Annotated in this window: 11 protein-coding genes; 7 read left to right on the top strand and 4 right to left on the bottom strand. The window is 74.6% G+C overall.

The features are described 5' to 3' along the window. Nucleotides 1-88 precede the first annotated feature (88 nt). The 4 genes from AW27_RS01425 to AW27_RS01410 all read left to right on the top strand — a co-directional run bounded on the left by AW27_RS01425 (nucleotide 89) and on the right by AW27_RS01410 (nucleotide 7350). Nucleotides 89-3697, top strand: a complete 3609-nt coding sequence (locus AW27_RS01425) for a S8 family serine peptidase (RefSeq protein ID WP_037917268.1) — start codon at nucleotides 89-91, stop codon at nucleotides 3695-3697. 153 nt (nucleotides 3698-3850) lie between these two features. Then, a complete protein-coding gene (locus tag AW27_RS01420; protein WP_037917270.1) occupies nucleotides 3851-4633 on the top strand; it encodes a serine hydrolase domain-containing protein in 783 nt (260 codons plus the stop codon). A gap of 88 nt (nucleotides 4634-4721) precedes the next feature. Beyond that, nucleotides 4722-6308: a cytochrome P450 gene (locus tag AW27_RS01415; protein WP_037917273.1), complete on the top strand. Its 1587-nt coding sequence runs from the start codon at nucleotides 4722-4724 to the stop codon at nucleotides 6306-6308. Between the two features lie 79 nt (nucleotides 6309-6387). After that, nucleotides 6388-7350 (top strand): hypothetical protein, encoded by a 963-nt coding sequence (locus tag AW27_RS01410; protein WP_052030143.1) that lies wholly within the window; start codon nucleotides 6388-6390, stop codon nucleotides 7348-7350. 7 nt (nucleotides 7351-7357) lie between these two features. Here AW27_RS01410 and AW27_RS01405 read toward each other — a convergent pair whose 3' ends face one another. Then, nucleotides 7358-7852, bottom strand: coding sequence for a gluconokinase (locus tag AW27_RS01405; RefSeq protein ID WP_370466666.1), 495 nt, complete (start codon nucleotides 7850-7852; stop codon nucleotides 7358-7360). Between the two features lie 158 nt (nucleotides 7853-8010). On the opposite strand from AW27_RS01405, the gene AW27_RS01400 reads away from it, so the two are divergent. Together AW27_RS01400 and AW27_RS01395 are read left to right on the top strand one after the other, a co-directional pair. Continuing rightward, nucleotides 8011-8733: a FadR/GntR family transcriptional regulator gene (locus AW27_RS01400; RefSeq protein WP_037917275.1), complete on the top strand. Its 723-nt coding sequence runs from the start codon at nucleotides 8011-8013 to the stop codon at nucleotides 8731-8733. A gap of 149 nt (nucleotides 8734-8882) precedes the next feature. Then, on the top strand, nucleotides 8883-9230 hold the full coding sequence (locus tag AW27_RS01395; protein WP_037917277.1) for a hypothetical protein: 348 nt from the start codon (nucleotides 8883-8885) through the stop codon (nucleotides 9228-9230). Nucleotides 9231-9300: 70 nt separating this feature from the next. Here AW27_RS01395 and AW27_RS01390 read toward each other — a convergent pair whose 3' ends face one another. Continuing rightward, nucleotides 9301-9687, bottom strand: a complete 387-nt coding sequence (locus tag AW27_RS01390) for a VOC family protein (RefSeq protein ID WP_037917279.1) — start codon at nucleotides 9685-9687, stop codon at nucleotides 9301-9303. A gap of 7 nt (nucleotides 9688-9694) precedes the next feature. Continuing rightward, on the bottom strand, nucleotides 9695-11608 hold the full coding sequence (locus AW27_RS01385) for an ABC transporter ATP-binding protein (protein WP_037917281.1): 1914 nt from the start codon (nucleotides 11606-11608) through the stop codon (nucleotides 9695-9697). Nucleotides 11609-11744: 136 nt separating this feature from the next. Here AW27_RS01385 and AW27_RS01380 point away from each other — a divergent pair, with 136 nt between their 5' ends. Continuing rightward, a complete protein-coding gene (locus AW27_RS01380) occupies nucleotides 11745-13808 on the top strand; it encodes an AMP-binding protein (protein ID WP_037917283.1) in 2064 nt (687 codons plus the stop codon). A 23-nt stretch (nucleotides 13809-13831) separates the two neighbouring features. Here AW27_RS01380 and AW27_RS01375 read toward each other — a convergent pair whose 3' ends face one another. Further along, complete coding sequence (locus tag AW27_RS01375) at nucleotides 13832-15625, bottom strand: GNAT family N-acetyltransferase (protein ID WP_063890548.1); 1794 nt, start codon at nucleotides 15623-15625, stop codon at nucleotides 13832-13834. Nucleotides 15626-15707 lie beyond the last annotated feature (82 nt).

The raw sequence follows: 15707 nt of genomic DNA, 5'->3' as shown, positions 1-15707 counted from the left end.
TGAGCATGACGCCTCGTTCAACATGACCCGCGCACGTCACGCGCACCCTTCCCGCACATCCCGCACACGGCGTACGAGGAGACAACACGTGGCCCAACGCGACAAGCGGTCCTCACCAGCCCTACGGCCCACACGGCGTGCCAGGCCCGCACGGTCCCTGCGCACGGCGCTCGCCGCACTCACCTCGGTCTTGCTGCTCCCGCTCGGCGCGGGCGTCGCCGCAGCGGCACCGGATCCCGGCCCCAGCGTGCCGACCGCGGCCGAGCGCAAGATCGAACCCAAGCTCCGCGCCCAGCTCGACGGCGCCGCCAAGGCCGTCTTCTGGGTCTACCTCGACAGCGCCGCCGACCTCACCGCCGCGGGGAAGCAGCAGACCCGCGCAGCGAAGGCCGAGACCGTGCTGAGGACGAAAAAGGACCACGCCGCGCGCAGCCAGGCCGACGTCATCAAGGCACTGCAAGGCGCGGGCGCCGAGTACACCTCGTACTGGATCGTGAACGCCGTGCGCGTCGTCGGCAGCCAGAAGCTCGCCGGGACGCTGGCACAGCGCCCCGAGGTGGCCCGGATCGACGCCGACGACAAGGTCGAGCTCCCCAAGCCCGCCGAGGGCCGGCGGGAGAAGGCCGTCGCCGACGCCGTCGAGTGGAACATCGACCGGATCAACGCCCCGCAGGTGTGGGACCGGATCGGCGTCCGCGGCGAGGGCATCGTCGTCGCCAACATCGACAGCGGCGTCGACTACACCCACCCGGCCGTGGCCGGCCAGTACCGCGGCCGGAACGCGGACGGCAGCTACTCCCACGCCTACAACTGGTTCGACCCGGCGGGCGTCTGCGCGGGCGCCGCACCCTGCGACAACAACGACCACGGCACCCACACCATGGGCACGATGGTCGGCGACGACGGGGGCGCCAACCGGATCGGCGTCGCCCCCGGCGCCCGGTGGATCGCCGCCAAGGGCTGCGAGTCCAACTCCTGCTCCGAGGCCTCGCTGCTCGCCTCCGGCCAGTGGATCGTCGCCCCGACGGACCTGAACGGCCAGAATCCGCGACCCGACCTCGCCCCGCACGTCGTCAACAACTCCTGGGGCGGCGCCGGCGGAGACCCCTGGTACCAGCAGGTCGTCGACACCTGGCGGGCCGCCGGCATCTTCCCGGCCTTCTCCAACGGCAATGCCGGACCCGGCTGCGCCACCACCGGCTCACCCGGTGACTACGCGAGCTCCTACAGTTCCGGCGCCTTCGACATCAACAACGCCATCGCGTCCTTCTCCTCCCGCGGCACGGGCCCCGGAGGCATCGTCAAGCCGAACATCTCCGCCCCCGGCGTGAACGTCCGCTCCTCCGTCCCCGGCGGCACGTACGAGTCCTTCTCCGGCACCTCCATGGCCTCGCCGCACACCGCGGCCGCCGTGGCCCTGCTGTGGTCCGCCGCCCCCGCCCTCGAAGGGGACATCGCGCAGACCGAATCCCTCCTCGACGGCACCGCCCTGGACACCGACAGCAGCCAGTGCGGGGGCGACGCGGCCGACAACAACGTCTTCGGAGAGGGCCGTCTCGACGTCCTGGCGGCCGTCGAAGCCGCACCGCGCGGTGCGCTCGGAGCCCTCGCCGGCACCGTACGCTCCGACGGCCAGCCCCTCGCGGGCGTCAAGGTCACCGCCGACGGCCCGATCGACCGTACGGCCACCACGGCGGCCGACGGCACCTACTCCTTCCCGGCCCTGTCGGTGGGCGCCTACACCCTGACCGCGGCCAAGTTCGGCTACGGACAGCAGACCGCAACCGCCACGGTGACCGAGAACGCCACCGCCACCGGCGACTTCACCCTCACCCGGGCCGCCTCCGGCAAGGTCACCGGTACCGTCGCCTCCGCCTCCGGCCCGGCCGCCGGGGCCGCCGTCACCATCGCCGACACCCCGGTGACCGCGACGACCGACGCGCAGGGCCGCTTCGAGGTCACCCTGCCGCACGGCACCTACCGGGTGAACGCCACGCACGCCTCCCGCTGCCTCAGCGGCGGCACCGCCGAGGTCACCGTCGACGGCGACACCTCCGTCGCGGTGAACCTGCCCGAGCGCACGGACGGCTACGGCTACGCCTGCGCCACCGCCGGCGACCGGCCGTACACCGGGGGGAGCCGGCAGCTCGCGCTCACCGGTGACAACACCACCGAACGGGTCGACCTGCCCTTCCCGCTGCCGCTGTACGGCACGACGTACGCCCAGGCCTGGATCGGCACGAACGGCACCGTCAGCTTCGGCGGCAACCACACCGGCGACATCAACGGCGACCTCCCGAGCACGGCCACGCCCAACGCGGCCCTCTACCCCTTCTGGGACGACCTGGTCGTCGGCGCGGCGGGCACCGGATCGGGCGTCTTCACCGCGGTCACCGGCACCGCACCGCACCGGGCCTACGTCATCGAGTGGCGTCAGGTGTCCCACTGGTCGGCGCAGGCCGACCGGTTCTCCTTCGCCGCGGCCATCGGCGAGGACGGCAGCGTCACCTACTCCTACAAGGGCACCGGCGGCACCGGGATCAAGGGCGGCTCCTCGGCCACCGTCGGGGTGGAGAACGCCACCGGCACCGACGCCTTCGCCTACTCCTTCAACACCCCCGTCATCACCGACGGCCTCTCCATCGCCTTCCGCACCACCAAGAGTGGTGTGGTGGCCGGCCGGGTCCTCGACGCCAACGACGGCGACGGCGTCGCGGGCGCCACGGTGACCGTCGGCGCGGGTGACACCGCCGTGTCGGCGATCACGGCCGCCGACGGCGGGTACGTCGTCCAGAGCCCCTCCGGCTCGCGGACCGTCTCCCTCGCCGCGGCCCAGTACGAGTCCGCCACGGCCACGGTGGACGTCAAGGCCGCCGACGTCACGTCGGTGACCCGGTCCCTGCGGACCGGGAAGGTGACGGCGTCGCAGCCGGCTCTGGAGGTCGTGCTCCCGGCCGACCAGCAGCGGACACGGACCCTCGACCTGACCAATGCGGGTCTGGGCACGGCGTTCACGGTGTCCGAGGACGCGGGCTGGCTGAAGGCCGCGCCGGCCGCGGGCGACCTGCCGACGGGCGGCAGGGCACCGGTCACCCTCACGGTCGACACGACCGGACTGGCCCCCGGAACGGTCCTCACCTCCGACCTGAAGATCGCCTCGGCGAGCGGCCGCACCCCGGTCCTCACCGTCCCGGTCAAGCTCGTCGTCCCGCGCTACCAGGTCGCCCTGGACGCCGGATCCGGCTACGGCAGCACCGACGTGCTGGGCGACTCCTGGTCCCCGGATCGCAGGTACACGGCCGGGTCCTACGGCTACCAGGGCAACGGCACCGTCCGGTCGACCGGCCGCACCATCGCCGGTACCGACGACCAGCGGCTCTTCCGCAACGCCCGCGAGGGCATGTACGAGTACCGTTTCGACAACGTCCCGAACGGCACCTACACGGTGGAGCTCGGCTTCGCGGAGCTCTCCTCCACCAAGCCGAACAAGCGCGTCTTCGACGTCCTGGCCGAGGGCACGCAGGTCCTCCCCTCCCTCGACATCGCCCTGGAGGCGGGCACCTACACGGCCCTGACCCGCACGTACACGGTCACGGTCACCGACGGGGTGCTCAACGTCCGCTTCGTGACGCACTCCGGCTTCGGCAAGCCCCTGCTGAACACGCTCCGGGTGACCGACCGCCCGGACCAGCGCTAGCCGTTCCGCGCTGTGCAGGGGCGGGGCGCACACCGGCCCCGCCCCTGCACAGCAGGTGGGCACCGCGGCTTTCCGGCCCATTCGAGTGGCGGGACCGGCCGATCCACGCGACCTGCCGCGGGCCCGCGGCCCGGGTCGCTAGCGTGAGCGACCATGACGCTCCTGAGCGACCAGGCAGATGCCGTCCGGGCCCTCGTGGAGTCCGCCGACCCCCGGGCGGTGTGGGCCGTCGGCGGACCCGACGGCCCACACGCCGGTTCGCACGGCGGGGACGAGATCCTCGACGTGGGCGGCCTCACCGCCGTCCTCGCGCTGTGGCCGGCGGTCGGGGCACTCGTCGAGGACGGTGCGCTGCGCCTGCACACCCCGCTCGCCGCCTACGGGGACGAGGCCGCGGCCGGCACCCCCGCCGGAACCACCGCCCACCACCTGCTCACCCGCCCCGGCGGCACGGCCGCCCTTGTCCGCCTCGTCGAGCACCTCGGCGGCGCCACCCTCGCCGAGCTCGCCTCCGTCCGAGTGTGGAACCCGCTCGGCATGACCCGCACCCGCCTCACCCACGACACCCTGAGCGCACCCCTCGCCGACCTCGCCCTCTTCCTGGGACACCTCCTTCACCCGGGTGCACCAGCAAGCGGGGTGTCCGCCCCGGTCCCCCTCACCCGCGCCTGGACGGCCGAGTCCCTCCGTATCCGCACGGGCGAACTCACTCCCGCCCGCGGACTGCTCTGGCATCCCGCACCGCACGGCGTCTGGACCCACCACGCCGAGACCGACCCGGGCGCGGCCGTCTGGATCTCCCCCCGTCGCCACCGCTGGGCGGTCCTCCTCCCGGCCGTCCGAGGTCCGCTGCGCACCGCCTTCCGCGAAGCCGTCTTCACCCCCGGCGGATCGGCGCGGAGCGGCGGCGCGCCGGGCGGGATCCCCCGGGCGTAGCGCTCGGAGCGCGCGCTCCGCGGGCGCGACGTACGGTGATGCCGATGCCACCGGCCGTTGTCGTCGTTCCCGCCGCGGAGGTACACGGATGCGTACGGTCCAAGGGGCCGCCCTCGACGGGATCAAGGCCCGGGTGCGGGCCTTCGCGGAACGCACCGGGCTGCCGCTGCGGCCCGCTCGGGACCGACCCCGGCCCCACGGCGGACCGGCTGCCCGCGCGCGTTCCGGTCGCACACCCGGCGGCGGAACACCGCTCACGGGCCCCGGCCCGTCGCTCGGCCCGGAGGCTCCCGGCCGCAGGCCGTCCGCCGGGGCGCCGCAGCACAGAGCCTCCGCCGTCCCCGCCGCGCTCCTCGCGCCCGCCGTGTCCTCGGCGGCCGTGACCACCGTGCTCGCCGCGCTGGGAGCCCTGCTCGACGGCACGGGCCGGCCGCGTGCACGCCGCAGGCCGGACGGGGTGCGCGCCTCCGCAGCCGCGCTCCGTGCCCTGCGGGCACGTCACGGGGACGCGCCCGCTCTCGTGCGCACCCGGTCCGGGACGACGGTGCTCGTCCTGCTCGACCCCCGGGACCTGCGCCGCTTCTACGCCGAACCCGCCACCGTCCTCGCGGCCGACCCGCCGCAGAGGTGCCGCGGCCTGAGCACGCACGAGCCCGGCCCCGACGGAGACGGCTCCGGCTGCGTCCGCGGTGGACAGCGCGCCGAGCGGCGACGACTGAACGAGGAGGTACTGGCCGCGGGGCAGCCCGTGCACCCCGCGGCCGGCCCGATCCTCACGACCGTTGCCGATGAGGCCCGGCACCTCACCACCACCGGCACCCTCGAACTCGTCCGCGTACGGCACGCCGTGAACCGGGCCGCCCGGCGGATCGTCCTCGGCGATCCGGCCGCCGAGGACGACGAACTCGCCGGATGGCTCGCCCAGCTGCGCGCCGAGGACAAGCGCCCGCGGGGCGGCCCGAGGCGCACCACGCGATCGGCGCAGGACAGGGCCCGCGCCCGCATCGGGGAGTACCTCCGGCACGCTGACGCCGACACCCTCGCCGGGCGGGCCGCCCGCCTGGCCCGCCCCGGCGATCCCGAAGGCGCCGTCGAGCCCGGTGACGAGGCCCGGCTCTGGCTGCTGGCGATGACGGCGGTGCCCGAAACCCTGCTGCGCACGCTGCTCCTGCTCGGAGCGCACCCCTGGGAGCAGGAGGCGGCCGCGGCCGAAGCGGTGGCCGAGGTCGCCGCCGGCCCGTGCCGGGGTGAACTGCCCAGGCTGCGGGCCTGCGTCCGTGAGTCGCTGCGCCTGTACCCGGTGGTGCCCGACCTGGTCCGCGTCTCCCGTGAAGAGACCGAGTGGCAGGGCGTGCGCCACCCGGCCGGCACCCGGGTGCTGCTGCCCGCCGCCTTCCACCAGCGCGACCCCGAGCGGGTGCCGGCCGCCCACGTCTTCGTCCCCGGTCGCTGGAAGAACCCGGGCGCCGACCGGGACATCCGGATGGCTCCCTTCGGCCACGGCGGCGGCCGCTGCCCGGGCGATCAGCTCGGACTGATGATCACCGCCGCCTTCTGCGCGGAAGTACTGCGCGGCCACCGAGTGACGGGCACCCGGCCGGTCCTGGATCCGGTCGGCCCGCTGCCCGTGACGCTCGACCCGCGCGGCATCAGGCTCGCCCTCACCCGCCGCTGACGACGTCTGCGCGCAGGCTCCCCACCCGCACCGCCCTGCCCAGCACACCTCCCACCCTGCCGAACCCCACGAGGATCCCATGTCCGACGCCGCGACCTCCGCGTCCACCGCCCCGGACGCCGACCAGCTCGACGCCCCGTGCCGCGCACTTGCCGAGGCCGCCGACGCGGTCGGCGAGGCCGCCCGCTACGCATCCGGCCTGGCCTTCGGCGCCCGCCTGCCCACGGCGGCACTCACCAAGGGCGGCCGCAGCAGGCGGGGTTGGCGCACCTTGCTGCGGACCCTGACCGACCCGGCGGGCCTCGGCTGGGCGGCCCGCGGCCGGGGCGCGGCCCGCGCCGGGCGGCTCGCGGGCGTGCTGGCCGGCCGGGAGAGCCTCGCCATCAGCATCGCCGTCTGCGGCCTCAAGGCCCGGATCCGGGCGGTGAGCGCGGGCCGTCCCGAGCTCCGCGAGGACCCCGGCACCGCGGCCGTCCTGCGGGCCGTCGAAGCGGGCCGCCAGGGCGAGGCCGTCCGACTGTTCCGCGCCGTCATGCGCGAGCAGGGCGCCGAGCGGGCGTTCGCCCTGCTGGCCCCGTCGTTCGCCGACATCCTCGCCTGGAACGCCCTCACGGACGTCAACCCCTTCAACGACCACGCCGGCTGGCAGGTCGCCACCTGCCGGGCCGAGAAACCCAGGCCGCTCCTCGGACTCGGCGCCGCCCTGTGGGCCTTCTGCGACAGCGGCCCGGGTCTGCCCGTACGGCCCCCGGCGGAGCCGGACCGCGATCGAGGTCCCATCCGGCGCCGTGTCGCGGACCGGCCGCCGCAGCGGCCGCGGCAGCTGCGGCCGGTACCGCGGCCGCCCGGGGGGAGCCTGCGCGACCACGCCGCCGCGCTGCGCGCGCACGCCGTCCGGCTGCGCAGGGCCGCCGCCTGGTCACCGCAGTGGCAGGGGCTGGAGACCCAGGCCCTGCGCGCCGAGGTCGAGCACCTCGCGGCCCGCTGCGCGACGGCGGCGGGCGGGCTCGCCCTCGCCGCCGCCCAACTGCAGGAACCGTGACGGTCCCTCAGCTCTCGGTGGGGCAGAGGCGGCCGAGCGCGGCCACGGCCAGCCCGGTGACCTCTTCGGGGGTGCCGGAGACGTCGACCGTGGCGCCGAGCTCGTCGTCCTGGAGCGGCTCCAGCGTGGCGAACTGCGACCCCAGCAGCGTGGTGGGCATGAAGTGGCCCCTGCGCGCCGCCATCCGCGCCTCGATCAGCGGCCGTTCACCGGTGAGGTGCACGAAGGCGGCCCGGGGTGCGGTGGTGCGCAGCCGGTCGCGGTAGACGCGCTTGAGGGAGGACGCGGCGATCACGCCGCCGCACATCCCGGCGCGGTTGCGGATCCACTCGCCCACGGCGTCCAGCCAGGGCCACCGGTCCGCGTCGTCCAGTGGGTGGCCGGCCGCCATCTTGGCGACGTTGGCCGCTGGGTGGAAGGCGTCGCCCTCCGCGTAGGGAAGGCCGAGCCGTTCCGCGAGCAGTCGGCCGACGGTCGTCTTGCCCGTGCCGGCCACGCCCATCACCACAATGACGCGCTGGGTGCCCACGTCCACCTCGCCGTCCTCGTCGACATCGGTCCGCCTGGCATCACTGAAGCGCATTAAGTACTACGTATTCAAGCCCTGGGCTGAAAGCATCACATCTTTTACTCGTGAGGTCGTGACCGTACGCTTGCGCCATGACCACCGAAGGCGCCGAAAGCGGGCCCGGACCGGGCCTCCACTCCCGTGTGCTGGACACGATCGGCCGCGCGATCGCCGCGGGGGAGTACCCGCCGGGCAGCGTCCTGCGGACCGACGGGATCGCCGCACGCTTCGACGCGTCCCGCACGGTGGTGCGCGAGGTGGTGCGCGTCCTGGAGTCGCTGCACCTGGTCGAGTCCCGCCGCCGGGTCGGCGTCACGGTGCGGCCGGTCGAGGAGTGGAACGTCTACGACCCGAGGGTGATCCGCTGGCGGCTGGCCGGCCCGGACCGGTCCCGCCAGCTGCGCTCCCTCACCGTGCTGCGCTCCGCGGTCGAGCCGGTCGCGGCCGGGCTCGCCGCGGCCCTGGCCACCCCGCGGCACTGCGCCGACCTCACCGCGGCGGCTCTCGGCATGGTCCGCACCTCGCGCGGCCACCAGCTCGACGCCTATCTGCGGCACGACATCGTGTTCCACCGCGTGCTGCTCAACGCCTCCGGGAACGAGATGTTCGCCCGGCTCGGCGACGTGGTGGCCGAGGTCCTGACGGGGCGGACCGCACACGAGGTGATGTTCCACGACCCGGACCCCGCCGCCGTCACCCTGCACGTCCAGGTGGCCGAGGCGGTGCGCGAGGGCGACGCCGCCCGCGCCGAGGCACTGGCCCGTCGGATCGCCGAGGGCGCCCTGGAAGAACTGGACGTCCTGCTCGCCCCCTGAGCCGGGCCTGCCGCCCCTCGGACGCCGCCACCTGCCGGTGGAACTCCAGCATTGATCACCGGTACGGCGCTTCGGCGATAATGGCCGCGAACGGCACAAGCAGTGGAGACGCCGGGTCACGCCGTGGTCCGGCAGGAGAGGGAGCCCCGATGGACGTGCAGCACTTCGAGCGGATCACCGCATTCATCGAGGCGCGGCTCACCCCGCTGTTCGACGAGGCGACGGGCAGCGAGCACGGCTTCGCGATGGACGACACCTCCCGTGCGCTGCGCGCGCTGCGCAACTCCGTCCTGGAGGCCTCGGCGGTCAAGGGCCTCATGCCGCAGCGCGAATCCGCCGAGCCGGCCGTGCGCCGCGTCATCGACCAGTCCGTCGAGCACCACTGGGACGTGCTGCGCGGCATCGCCCGCCAGTGGGAGGACCACGCGGACTTCCGCCACGAGTTCAAGCACCACGCCTGGGAGCTCGACCACCGGCACGCGGCCGCGCAGGCCTGACAGCGTCGGACCCCGCGTCGCACGGAACTTGTGCCGTGCGACGCGGCGTCCCCGCCGGGCGGCGCGGACGTCACACGCCGGTGCCCGCCGACGGCCGCGGGGTGGTCTGCTGGACCGCCCAGCCGTTGCCGTCCGGGTCCGAGAAGTAGACGAAGGAGCCCCACGGCAGGTCCTGGACCTCCGTCACCTCGACTCCCCGGCCGCGCAGGTCCTCGTACGCCTCCTCGATGTCGGCCACGACGACCTGCATGTTGTCGAGGGATCCGGGAGTCATCCGGGTGAGGCCCCTGCCGATGGCGATCGAACAGGCCGACCCGGGCGGGGTCAGCTGCACGAACCGGATGTCCTCGCTGACGGTGACGTCGTGGTCGGCGTTGAAACCGATCTTCTCGTAGAAGGCCTTGGCGCGGTCGACATCGGTGACCGGCACGGCGACGAGCTCCAGTTTGATGTCCATCACAGCATCATGCTCCCCGCACCGGTGCCGCGCCGTCCGTCTCCGTGCCCGCGGGCGTGTCCGCCGCGGCGAACTGCGTGCGGTACAGCTCCTCGTACCGGCCGCCCGCCGCCAGCAGAGCGGTGTGCGTGCCCCGTTCCACGATCCGGCCGTCCTCGACCACGAGGATCAGGTCGGCCGCCTGCACCGTCGACAGCCGGTGCGCGATCACCACGGCGGTGCGGCCCGCCAAGGCCTCACCGAGGGCTTCCTGCACCGCCGCCTCCGAGGTCGAGTCCAGGTGGGCGGTGGCCTCGTCCAGGACCACGACCCGCTGTCGGGCCAGCAACAGCCGGGCGATGGTCAGTCGCTGCCGCTCGCCGCCGGACAGCCGGTAGCCGCGTTCGCCGACCACGGTGTCCAGACCGTCGGGCAGTGAGGCGACCAGGCCGTCCAGCCGGGACCTGCGCAGCGCCTCCCAGACCTCTTCCTCGGTGGCGTCCGGCCGGGCCAGCAACAGGTTGGCCCGGACCGACTCGTGGAAGAGGTGGCCGTCCTGCGTGACCATGCCGAGCGTCTCGCGGATCGAGTCGGCCGTCAGGTCCCGTACGTCGACCCCGCCGAGCCGGACCGCGCCCGCGTCGGTGTCGTAAAGCCGCGGCAGCAGCTGTGCGATGGTCGACTTGCCGGCGCCGGAGGAGCCCACCAGGGCGATCATCTGGCCGGGCTCGGCGCGGAAGGACACCTCGTGCAGCACCTGCGTGCCGCCGCGTACGTCGAGGGCGGCGACCTCCTCCAACGAGGCGAGCGAGACCTTGTCGGCGGCCGGGTAGCCGAAGGAGACCCGGTCGAACTCCACGGTCACGGGCCCCTCCGGCACCCGGCGGGCGTCCGGCCGCTGTGTGATGAGCGGCGTGAGATCGAGGATCTCGAAGACCCGCTCGAAGCTCACCAGCGCGCTCATCACCTCGACGCGGGCACCGGCGAGCGCCGTCAGCGGCGCGTACAGCCGGGTCAGCAACAGCGCGAGGGCGACGACGGAACCGGCGTCCAGACTCCCGCGCAGGGCGTAGTACCCGCCGAGTCCGTAGACGAGCGCCAGGGCGAGGGCCGAGACCAGGGTGAGGGCCGTGATGAACACGGACTGGGCCATCGCCGTGCGGATCCCGATGTCCCGCACCCGGGCCGCCCGGACCGCGAACTCCGCGGACTCGTCGGCGGGCCGCCCGAACAGCTTCACCAGGGTCGCGCCGGGCGCCGAGAACCGCTCGGTCATCTGCGTGCCCATTGCGGCGTTCAGCGCCGAGGCCTCCCGCTGCATGGCGGCCATCCGGGCGCCCATCCGGCGGGCCGGCAGGACGAACACGGGCAGCAGCACCAGCGCCAGCAGGGTGATCTGCCAGGAGATGCCGAGCATCACGGTGAGGGTCAGCAGCAGGGTCACGGTGTTCCCGACCACTCCCGACAGGGTGTTCGCGAAGGCCCGTTGGGCTCCGATGACGTCGTTGTTGAGGCGGCTGACGAGGGCTCCGGTCCGTGTCCGGGTGAAGAAGGCGACGGGCATCCGCTGCACGTGGTCGAAGACCGCGGTCCGCAGGTCCAGGATCAGCCCCTCGCCGAGGGTGGCGGAGAGCCGGCGGGCCAGCAGCCCCAGCCCGGCCTCCGCGACCGCGATCAGTGCGATGAGCAGGGCGAGCCGGGTCACCGTGCCGGTGTCCCGGCCGTCCACGATGGCGGTCACGACCCGGCTGGCGAGCACCGGGGTGGCCACCGCCAGCAGGGCGGTCACCACACTCAGCAGCAGGAAGAGAACGAGCCCGCGGTGGTGCGGGCGGGCGAAGGCGGCCACGCGGCGCAGACCGTCCCGGGAGAGGGGGCGACGGCCCTGCCGGGCGTTGATCGCGCTGTGCAGCGATGTCCAAGCGGTGACTTCCATGTCCATGCACAGCACGCTAGGACCTGAAGCAAAGGTGAGGTCAAGGATTCGGCTCCGGCCCCCCCGTCCGGAGCAACTGCGGCCCGCGGAACCTGATTTCGGGCTCTGCTGCGCTGTCGGTACCCGGTGGCATCATCGGTCCATGACGCAGGGATCCGACTCCGTCCGCCACGCCGGGGGAACCACCGGCACCGTCCTGCACCACTTCGAGCGCTGGGCACGGGAGACACCCGAGGCGCCCGCCCTCATCGCCGCCCCGAAGCACCGGCTCCCCTACGGGGTACTGGACGCCCGGGCCAACCGGCTGGCGCACCATCTGCTCGCCCGCGGTCTGCCGCCCGGCGGTCTCGTCGCCCTCGGCACCACCCGACACGAGGAACTCGTCGTCGGCATCCTCGCCGTCCTGAAGGCCGGCGGCTCCTACACCCTCCTCGACGCCGAGACGCCCCGCACCGGCCGGCAGCAGCTCGCCGCACTGCACCACCTGTCGCCGTTCGCGCTGCTCACTCGCGCGCCCCACCGGGCCGCCCTCGACACCGGATCGGGCCTGCGCGCGATCCGGACCGACGACGACGCCGCCGAGATCGCCGCCCGGCCCGGACACGCACCGGACCTCACACAGGCGGCCGACGGCCTCGCACCGCCGCCCCCCGGCGGCCGCGCGGCCGTCCTGTTCACGGCGAGCACCACACCGCGGCCCGTCGCCGTCGGCCACCCGGTGCTGCTCGCAGCCCACGCGGGCTGGACGGAGCTGGCCCGGCCGACCCCGCAGGACCGCCACCTCATCACCGCCCGCCCGGACGTCACCGCCTTCGCCGCGGGCTGGACCCGGGCCCTGTGCACGGGCGGCGCTCTCGTCGTGCCGCCGGACGCCTCCTGGCGTACGGAGACCCCGGACCAGGTCCGCGCGGCGGTCGAGGCCGAGCAGGTCACGGTGCTGCACACGGACCCCGCCGGAATCGCCGCGCTGGTGATCGACGGGCCCCGGCCCGCCGCCGCCGACCGCAGGAGCGGCCCCCGGCCGCTGCGCTCGCTGCGGCTGGCCACCGTCACCGGCGACCGCCTCCACCTCGACGAACTGGACGCCCTGCACGTCCGGCTGCGCCCGGGCGTACGGATCCTCGACGTCTACGGCCTCACCGAGACCGCCGGAGCGGGCACCTGCTTCGAACTCCCTCACCTGCCCGCCCCCGTCACCGAACCGGAGCGGCTCGCCCTGCTGGGCACCCCCTTCGCGGGATGCCGGGTCGACGTGCGGGACGGGGAGATACACCTCACCCCGCCCGGCGGCGGTGACGCGCTCCCCACCGGCGACCTCGGCGTGCTCCGCCCCGACGGCCTGCTGGAGTACGCCGGCCGGCTCCGGCACCGGATCCCCGTCCAGGGGGGCTCCTTGGACCCCCACCCCGTCGAGGCGGCGATCCGAACCCACCCGGGAATCGGCGGCGCCGTCCTCGCCGGTGTGGACAAGGACGGGGAGCGCCGGCTCGTCGCCTACGTGTCTCCGCCGCCGGGCGACCCGGCCTGGGACGCCTCCGCGCCACTGCCCGAGATCCGCGGCCTGCGCAACCACCTGGCGGGCGTCGTCCTCAAGGAGGAGTCGCCCACCGTCCTCATCCGGCTGCGGGCCCTGCCGCGCAAGCGCGGCGGACAGGAGGACCGTTCGGCCCTGCCGCTGCCCGCACGGCCCGGCTCCGACCGGCCCGCCCTGCACGGCGGCAAGTTCACCCGGGCGGTGGTCCGTCCCGGTGACGCGGATGGCGGCCGCCTCGTCACCGCCGGGTGCCTGACGATCGTCCTCGCCTTCCTCACCCTGGCGCTCACCCCTGCGGTGTGGCCCGGATCCACGGACCTCTCCGCCGTGCCCTACCCGTGGGCGGCCCTCTTCTTCCTCCTCTATGTGGCCGAGAGCGTGGCCTTCGGCGCGGGCCTCGCGTTCCTGTTCACCGGCCACCGCCTGGTCGAACGCCGCGAGCGCGGCCGGTCCCCGGTCCGCATCAGGGCCGTCCACCTCGCCGTGAGCTACCTGCTGCTCGCCTGGTGGCCACAGGACAACGCCTACCGGCTGGCCGCCCGACAGGACTGGCCGCTCCAGGCGCTCCTCGTCTACACCTTCAACATCCCGCTGATGATCGCGGGCATCGTCCTGGCCCTCCACCTGGCCCGCCCGCCCGACTCGCCCTTCGACGTCGAGGACAGGACCTGACCGCCCTCCGTCCGCGACCCCCCTCATGAGGCGGCGTGCGCCGGATCGTCGAACATCGCGCCGACGGCCGCCGCCCCGGAGCGGACCAGGTCCTCGGCCGCGTCCAGGACCTCCAGAGCGTGCGCGGCCACCAGCACCCCCAGCCAGGGCGCCGGTTCGAAGGCCGCGGTCGGGATCGCGGGGACGAACACCGCCCCGATGTCCGCGCATGACCGGGCCAGGCCCGCGCACAGTTCGTCCAGCTGAACCTCGGGCAGCCGAGCCCCGAGCTCCACCCGGTCGACGATCCGTACGAGGTGCCCCGCGCCCCGCAGCGCGTCGAGCCGGGCCGCCACCATGAAGGCGGCCGACGGCCCGGTCAGCCGCAGGTTCGTCTCGGTGGGGGCGAGCCGCCCCGCGGTGTCCGCGACAAAGTCCACGTCGAACCAGCCCCGGTAGCCGGACGCGGCGAGCTCCCGCCCCACCGCCCCGCCGAAGGCGAGGACCGGCTCGCGCGCCCATTCCGGGACCGCTCCGGGGCCCACCGTGGCGCCGCGGTAGGCGCCCGCCGCCGTCACGTCCATCACAGCCGCGCCGACCTCGTGCACCTCGCCGGCCGCGTCCACGAAACCGTCGTAGGTCAGGTCCCGGGCGGCGCCCGGTTCCGCCGGCCCCTCGATGAACTCCTCCACCAGCAGCGGCCCGCGCGGCAGCCGACGCAGGACGGCCCGGGCTCCACCCGCCGCCCGGACCTGCCCGGCGGTGAGCACCGTGGTGCCCGAACCCCCTACGCCGTGCTCCGATTTCAGCACGGTGCCCATGCCCGCCCGCGCCCGTGCGGCCAGCAGCCGAACCGCCACCCATCGCGTCGCCGCCCGCGCCTGTGCGGGCAGCACGATCCCGGGGTGCCCGCCCTGCGCCAGGTTCCGCCCGAACAGAGCGTGCGCCGCGGCCTTCGACTCGTAGCGCAGCTCCGCCGGCTGCCATGCCCGACCCGTCAGCAGCCCGAACGGCCGGGTCCGCCCCCACGGTACGAGCGGCTCCCCGGCATCCGTCAGCCGCGCGGCCAGCGCCGGCCGGGCCCGTACGGCGTCCACGAGCCCGGGACCCCGCTCCACCAGGCCGTCGTACACCTCGACCCCCGTCCAGTCCAGTTGCCGGCAGACCAGCTCCGTCCAGCCGGCGGGCACCGCCCGGGGCAGCACCAGTGCGGACGGGCAGGGGCTGTAGAAGGCGGCCAGGCAGGAGTAGTGGTGTGCGGCCGACTGCTCGCGGTCCAGCGAGGAGTCGCCGAACTGCGCGTTGAACTCGGCGACGTTGCCCACGTGCACGGCCCGCCCGCCGCCGGTCCAGGCCCGGGCCCAGTCGGCCAGCGGGGCCGGGGCGGCCTCGAACCGCACCAGGGAACCCGGCTGCCCGGTCGCCGCCGGGGCGGATCCGGCCGCGACCGCCACCGCTCCCATCGCCCGGTAGAAGCCCGCCGCGTGCGGGTCCGAGTCGATGACCAGCCTGCGCACCCCCAGGTCCACGGCCCGCCGCAGCACGTCGCGGTAGAGGAGGCGCCCCACGCCCCGCCCGATGGCCGACGGTTCGACGAAGAGCAGCCCCAACCTCGCCAGCGGGGCGGCGCCTTCCAGGGAGGCGAGCCCGAGGACCGCCCCTTGCGGATCCTCGGCGACCACGATCCGGCGCGCGTCCACCTCGTCGGGCCGGATCCGCAGTTCCGGGGCGCAGGCGGCCAGGATTCCACGGTCGTACCCCCAGTGCGCCTTCGACCGCATCACCAGAGCGGTCAGGGCCTCCGCCTCAGCCGCCCGCGCGGCCCTGACCTCTGCCATTCGCCGACCTCCCCATGGTCCGCCGGAAGGGCGTGCGATAGATTCGGCCTCCCCACGGCACGTATTTTCACACCCATCGGAG

The organism is Streptomyces sp. PCS3-D2 (assembly GCF_000612545.2).
GTDB lineage: Bacteria > Actinomycetota > Actinomycetes > Streptomycetales > Streptomycetaceae > Streptomyces.
Note: the sequence above shows the minus strand (reverse complement) of the source record. Positions and strands in the feature narration are given on the sequence as shown.

Excerpts from the sequence above, each read along its gene's own strand:
- AW27_RS01420 (WP_037917270.1), top strand. The coding sequence starts at position 3,851 with ATGACGCTCCTGAGCGACCAGGCAGATGCCGTCCGGGCCCTCGTGGAG.
- AW27_RS01415 (WP_037917273.1), top strand. The coding sequence starts at position 4,722 with ATGCGTACGGTCCAAGGGGCCGCCCTCGACGGGATCAAGGCCCGGGTG.
- AW27_RS01410 (WP_052030143.1), top strand. The coding sequence starts at position 6,388 with ATGTCCGACGCCGCGACCTCCGCGTCCACCGCCCCGGACGCCGACCAG.
- AW27_RS01405 (WP_370466666.1), bottom strand. The coding sequence starts at position 7,852 with ATGGGCGTGGCCGGCACGGGCAAGACGACCGTCGGCCGACTGCTCGCG.
- AW27_RS01400 (WP_037917275.1), top strand. The coding sequence starts at position 8,011 with ATGACCACCGAAGGCGCCGAAAGCGGGCCCGGACCGGGCCTCCACTCC.
- AW27_RS01395 (WP_037917277.1), top strand. The coding sequence starts at position 8,883 with ATGGACGTGCAGCACTTCGAGCGGATCACCGCATTCATCGAGGCGCGG.
- AW27_RS01390 (WP_037917279.1), bottom strand. The coding sequence starts at position 9,687 with ATGGACATCAAACTGGAGCTCGTCGCCGTGCCGGTCACCGATGTCGAC.
- AW27_RS01385 (WP_037917281.1), bottom strand. The coding sequence starts at position 11,608 with ATGGACATGGAAGTCACCGCTTGGACATCGCTGCACAGCGCGATCAAC.
- AW27_RS01380 (WP_037917283.1), top strand. The coding sequence starts at position 11,745 with ATGACGCAGGGATCCGACTCCGTCCGCCACGCCGGGGGAACCACCGGC.
- AW27_RS01375 (WP_063890548.1), bottom strand. The coding sequence starts at position 15,625 with ATGGCAGAGGTCAGGGCCGCGCGGGCGGCTGAGGCGGAGGCCCTGACC.